Source organism: Streptomyces calidiresistens (genome assembly GCF_014141525.1).
GTDB classification, from domain to species: domain Bacteria; phylum Actinomycetota; class Actinomycetes; order Streptomycetales; family Streptomycetaceae; genus Streptomyces; species Streptomyces calidiresistens.
The window spans coordinates 1-4,002 of the sequence record NZ_VKHS01000522.1; the positions used below are offsets into that span (position 1 = coordinate 1).

Annotated in this window: 2 protein-coding genes and 1 pseudogene; all 3 read right to left on the reverse strand. The window is 73.0% G+C overall.

The features are described 5' to 3' along the window. Positions 1 to 103: 103 nt before the first annotated feature. Positions 104 to 760, reverse strand: a pseudogene (locus tag FOE67_RS18845) (response regulator); the annotation flags it as partial. Positions 761 to 840: 80 nt separating this feature from the next. Continuing rightward, a complete protein-coding gene (locus tag FOE67_RS18850) occupies positions 841 to 2,004 on the reverse strand; it encodes a sensor histidine kinase (RefSeq protein WP_182665855.1) in 1,164 nt (387 codons plus the stop codon). A gap of 414 nt (positions 2,005 to 2,418) precedes the next feature. Continuing rightward, entirely contained in the window at positions 2,419 to 3,366 is a 948-nt protein-coding gene (locus FOE67_RS18855; protein WP_182665857.1) for a coiled-coil domain-containing protein, read from the reverse strand. Between the last annotated feature and the right edge of the window lie 636 nt (positions 3,367 to 4,002).

A 4,002-nucleotide genomic window follows, 5' to 3' on the forward strand; every position in this document is an offset into this window, starting at 1 on the left:
TGCAGGGCGACGGCCCCGAGGTGTCCGACGGCGACTTCCTGCGGACCGGCCTGTTGGTGCGGTCGCCCGACGCCGAGCAGGAGGACCTCGTCAACACCTGGCGTCCCGTCTCGTAGGCCAGGATCACCAGCTGGGCGCGGTCCCTGACCCCGAGCTTGGTCATGATGCGGCTGACGTGCGTCTTCGCGGTGGCCGGGCTCAGCACCAGCCGCCGGGCGATCTCGTCGTTGGTCAGCCCCGTCCCGACCAGCTCCATGACCTCCCGCTCCCGCTCGGTCAGCGCGTTCAACCGGGCACCGGGCTCGGGCCGTTTGGCCCGCCCGGCGAACTCCGAGATCAGCCGCCGGGTGATCGCCGGAGCGATCAGGGCGTCCCCCCGCGCGCAGACCCTGATCCCGTGCAGCAACTCCTCGGGATCGGTGTCCTTCACCAGGAAGCCCGAGGCCCCGGCCCGCAACGCGCCGTAGACGTAGTCGTCCACGTCGAAGGTGGTCAGGATGACGACCCGTACCCCGTCGAGCCGCTCGTCCGCCGCGATCCGTTCGGTGGCCGCGAGCCCGTCCAACCCGGGCATCCGGATGTCCATCAGCACCACGTCGGGCCGCAGCTCCCGCGCCAGCCGCACCGCCGCCGTGCCGTCCCCCGCCTCCCCGACGACCTCGATGTCCTCCTCGTCATCGAGGATCGATCGGAACCCCGCCCGCACCAGTTGCTGGTCATCCGCCAGCACCACCCGAATTCGCCGTCCGTCCTCCACCATGCCCCCAGCCTAGAATCCTCCCCCCACCCTCCGTGACGAGCCGAGCCGAGCGGGGTCCCGCCGTTCCGACGCGGGGCCCGTCAGGTCAACGGCAGTTCGGCGGTCACCCGGAAGCCGGTCCCGGTGGTCCGGGCGGTGAGGACGCCGCCGAGGGCACGGGCCCGTTCCGTCATCCCGGCGATGCCGCTGCCGGTGGTCTCCCCGGGGTCACCGGTGCCGTTGTCCTCGATGGTCAGGCGCAGGAGATCGGGGGTGTGGGTGACGGTGACCCGCGCGGTGTCGGCGCCGGAATGACGGGTGACGTTGGTCAGGGATTCCTGGACGATGCGATAGGCGGCCAGGGAGACACCGGGGGAGAGCGCCACGGGTTCTCCCTCGGTGACGAGGCGGACGTCCAGACCGGTGGCACGGGCACGGTCGACGAGTTCGGGGAGGCGGTCCAGCCCGGCGGTCGGGGCGGTGGGCGCGGCCTCGTCCACCTGGCGCAGGACGCCGAGGGTGGCGCGCAGTTCGCGCAGCGCCTCGCGGCTGATGTCGCGGGCCGACTCCAGGGCCCGGACCAGTTCGGCGGTCTCGCCCGGGCGTTTGGCGCCGCGGTGCAGGGCGGCGGCGGTCTGCACGTGGATGAGCGAGATGTTGTGGCCGAGCACATCGTGGAGTTCGCGGGCGATGCGCAGCCGTTCGGCGGTGGCGACCTGCTGGGCGCGGGCGTCCCGTTCCCGTTCCGCGGCCAGCGCGCGTCGGCGCGCCTCCTGAAGATAGTCCTGGCGCACCCGCGTGGCGTGGCCGAAGGCGATCACCCCGACGAACCAGCCGATGATCAGGAGGAACGCCATGTCGTCGACGTTGCCCCCGCCGTGCGCCCGGGTGACGGCCTCGGCGTAGGCGATGGCCAGGAGGGTCACGCCGGCGAGGACGCCGGCGGCGATCAGCCGGCCCGCGACGGCGAGGTGGTGAAGGGCGAGGGCGTAGAGCACCATCATCAGGGCGCCGTCCTGCTCGCCCAGCGGGTAGTACAGGGCCGTGAGCAGCAGCACCACGACGGCCACCGGCACCGGCCCGCGTTCACGGAAGGCCAGGGTCACGCAGCCCGTGAGCACCAGCAGGCGGCCCAGCAGCGTCACCCACAGCGGTTCGGCGTAGGGCATGCCGACCACCATGACCGCGGTGTCCAGGAGGAACAGCACCGCGACGACCTGCATCATCCGGTCGTGACGCAGAACGGCCGGCAGCGTGATGGGCATGGTGGAAAGCCTACGCAGCGGTGATGTCCACGGCAGGTGGCCGGGCGCGTGCGGAGCACCTCGCGACCGCTCGTTCCCCGGCCGTCCGGGGGCTGCGACCGGGAACCCCGCTCCGGCGAGGTGGAGCCGGACACCGGGGCGCCCCCTGTCGATTCCGGGGCGTCCCCCGGACCCCTCCGAGGACAGCGGCCCGGCACGGGGAGGTGAGCGACCCCCCCCACCGTCCGTCGCGACCGGTGGTGGTGACGGGTGCTCGGATCCCTCGGGGAGCCGGTCCGGGCCGGGCGGGCCGGTCGAGCCGGCCCCGGAACGGCACGGCGCCCCGTGCGGGGGCACGGGGCGCCGGGACCGGGATGTCGCCGGGCCGGTCCGTCGTCCGGGGGAACGGAAACGGCGGGCCGGACCGGTACCGGGTCAGCGGGACTGCTGGGCGGGAACGCCCTTGCTCAGACCCTCGTTGTCGTCGTCGGTGTCGCCGAGGGCGGCGGCGGCCACCTGGGCACCGGTCAGCGTGGCCAGCATCTCGCGGACGTTGGTCAGCTGGGCGTTGATGCTGTCGCGGCGGTTGGTCAGCGCCGCCAGTTCGCGCTCGGACTCGCTGCGGACGCGGTCGGCCTTGGCGTTGGCGTCGGCGACGATGTCCTCGGCCTGGCGCTGGGCGGTCTCCACCGTCTGGCGGGCGCGGCGCTCGGCGTCGGTGCGCAGCTTCTCGGCCTCCAGGCGCAGCTGCTCGGCGCGGTGCTCGATCTCCGCGAGCCGCTTCTCGGCCTTGGCCTGACGGGCGGCCAGGTCCCGCTCGGACTGCTCCCGACGCTTGGCCAGGTTGGTCTCGAAGTCGGCGGCGGCCTGGGCGGCCTTGGCGCGGGTGTCCTCGAAGAGGGCGTCCGCCTCCTCCCGCTTGGCCTGGGCGGCCTTGTCGGCGTCGGCCCGGGTCGCGGCGGCGTCGCTCTTGGCCTTCTCGACGATCCGGGCGCCCTCGTCCTCGGCCTTGGCCTTGCGGTCCACGGCGAAGGCCTCGGCGTCGTTGCGCACCTGCTGGGCCTGCTTCTCGGCCAGCTCGCGCTGGGCCTCGGCGGCGCGACGGGCCTCCTCGCGCAGGTCCTTGGCCTCCTCCTCGGCGAGGCGGAGGATCTTCTCCACGCGGGCACCCAGCCCCGCGTAGGAGGGCTCGGAGTCGGAGATCTGGGCCTGGGCGTTCTGCGTCTCGAGGTGCAGCTCCTCGATGCGCTTCTCCAGGGAGGTGATGCGGGCCAGCGCGCTGTCCCGGTCGGCGACCAGCTTGGCGATCCGGTCGTCCACCTGACCCTTGTCGTAGCCACGCCGCACGAGATCGAAGCCGAAGGGGGAGGAAGTCTCGCTCATGGGGTTCCTGTCGAATCAGACGGGTGAGTCGTACGGGGTACCTGTCGGGGTGCGTCCGGCCGGAACACACCCGGATATGCCCTCGCCCGAATCCTAGGGGGCAAACCGGCGTGTCTTCGAGCGGATCCCCCGGTTCCCCGCGCGAGAATGACCGGTCCGGCACATCGGGCACACTGCCCCGACCGGGCGCGGTGGGGACCGCCCGTGACCGGACGATCACCCTCACCCCGGCTTTGACCTGCGGCGACGCCGGGTATCGGAGGGTCACCCGGGGCTCCGGTGGGAGGCCGGGAGCCGCCGGGGCGTCCCGGATGGGGGGTGCGGGTGACTTTCTCCGCTTTCCGCGGTCGTTTTCCGGAATCGCTCCCCGGGGCTCCCCCGGGGGGCGTCTCCCGGCCCGTCGCGAATCGGTCATGAGGGAGCGTCACGGACTTACCGGACCGGTCCCGTCCGGGTGCGGGGCCGGGACGCGATCGGGTCCGAATCGCCGCCCAACCGCAGTCGGATCGGAATGCAACCCCGGGGCCCTTTCGCGCGTCGGTGACCGGCATCGCGCACCGATGACCGGTTGGATCGCCAACCCGACGGGTGAGTGAACGGAACGGATCGTCCGCCCCCCCGACACCCCGGTGCCTC

Bases quoted from the DNA above. Each gene is read 5' to 3' on its own strand.
- FOE67_RS18850 (WP_182665855.1), bottom strand. From the start codon at position 2,004: ATGCCCATCACGCTGCCGGCCGTTCTGCGTCACGACCGGATGATGCAG.
- FOE67_RS18855 (WP_182665857.1), bottom strand. From the start codon at position 3,366: ATGAGCGAGACTTCCTCCCCCTTCGGCTTCGATCTCGTGCGGCGTGGC.